1 protein-coding gene is annotated in these 1,173 nt (G+C 77.7%); it reads right to left on the reverse strand.

The features are described 5' to 3' along the window. Nucleotides 1–58: 58 nt before the first annotated feature. On the reverse strand, nt 59–1,173 hold a 1,115-nt coding region (locus AB0M46_RS51375), incomplete at its 5' end, for a condensation domain-containing protein (protein WP_363349084.1).

A 1,173-nucleotide genomic window follows, 5' to 3' on the forward strand; every position in this document is an offset into this window, starting at 1 on the left:
GCCCCGTCATCGCCCGGACCGAGCAGAACAAAGGGCGACGCCGCCCCGAGCCGAGCCGTCACCCGTGAGATGAGCCCGAACTCCCCGGCGGTTGCCCGTCGAGGTCGAGCAGCTGCTGCACGGCGTACCCGGCCGGGTCGAGCTGGTGCAGGTAGAACAGGCCCTCCTGCAGCGGGGTCAGCGGCAGCACGTCGGCCAGGCCGGGGTACCGCCCGGCCAGCTCGTCCAGTTCCCCCTGCCCCACCGCGGCGAGCACATCGGACGGCGTCAGCGCGTCGGTGTCGGCCAGCGCCGGCAACGCGGCGGCCCAGCGGTCGAGCAGACCCCGGACCGTGTCCCCGGCGACGGCCCCGCGCGGGTAGGCCGCCGCGATGACCAGCGCACCGTCCACGATGGACGCCTCGATGCTCAGGGCGTGCCGGACCGGCAGATCGTCGCCGGCGTCGCCGCCGAGTCCCTCGCCGTCCTGCCGCCCCAGGTAGTTGAACAGCACGGGCGGGCGGGGCCGCCCGGCGAGCGCGGCGGCCGTCTCGGGATTGCGGTGACGCAGCAGGCCGTAGCCGATGCCGCCGTCGGGCGCGGCCCGCAGCTGCGCCCGGACCCGCCGCAGTGCCGTCCGCGGGTCGGTGGCGGCCAGCCGGACGGGGCGGACGGTGGTGAACCAGCCCACCGTGCCGGACAGGTCGGCCCCGGGCAGCAGCTGCTCCTCCCGGCCGTGCCCTTCGAGCTCGACGAGCACGTCGCCGCCGGCGGCCAGCGCGAGCCCGGCCAGCAGCACGTCCTGCAGGTTCACCCGCGGCGCGGGCAGCGCCGGCACGGGCACCCGCACGGTGCGCAGCTCAAGGGTGCCGAGCGTGTCGGAAGACCCGAGCGCGACGTCCCCCAGCAGCACCGGCGGGCCGTCCAGCACCGCCTGCCAGTATTCCAGCTCGCCGGCCCGCTCCCGCGCGGCCCGCTCGAGCGCGTGCGCCCACTCGCGGAACGAGGTGCCGGGCGCCGCGACCGGCTCGCCGGCCAGCCCGGCCCGCAGGAGCGGCCACGACACGGCGTCGACCGCGAGGTGGTGGACCTCCAGCAGCAGGCGGCCTCCGTCCCGGCGCACCGCGCGCAGCATCCGCCCCGCGGCCGGATCGAGGTCCGCCGCGCCGATCAGCGCGGCGGGGTCGACGGCGG

This window comes from Dactylosporangium sp. NPDC051485, assembly GCF_040682015.1.
Classification (GTDB): domain Bacteria; phylum Actinomycetota; class Actinomycetes; order Mycobacteriales; family Micromonosporaceae; genus Dactylosporangium.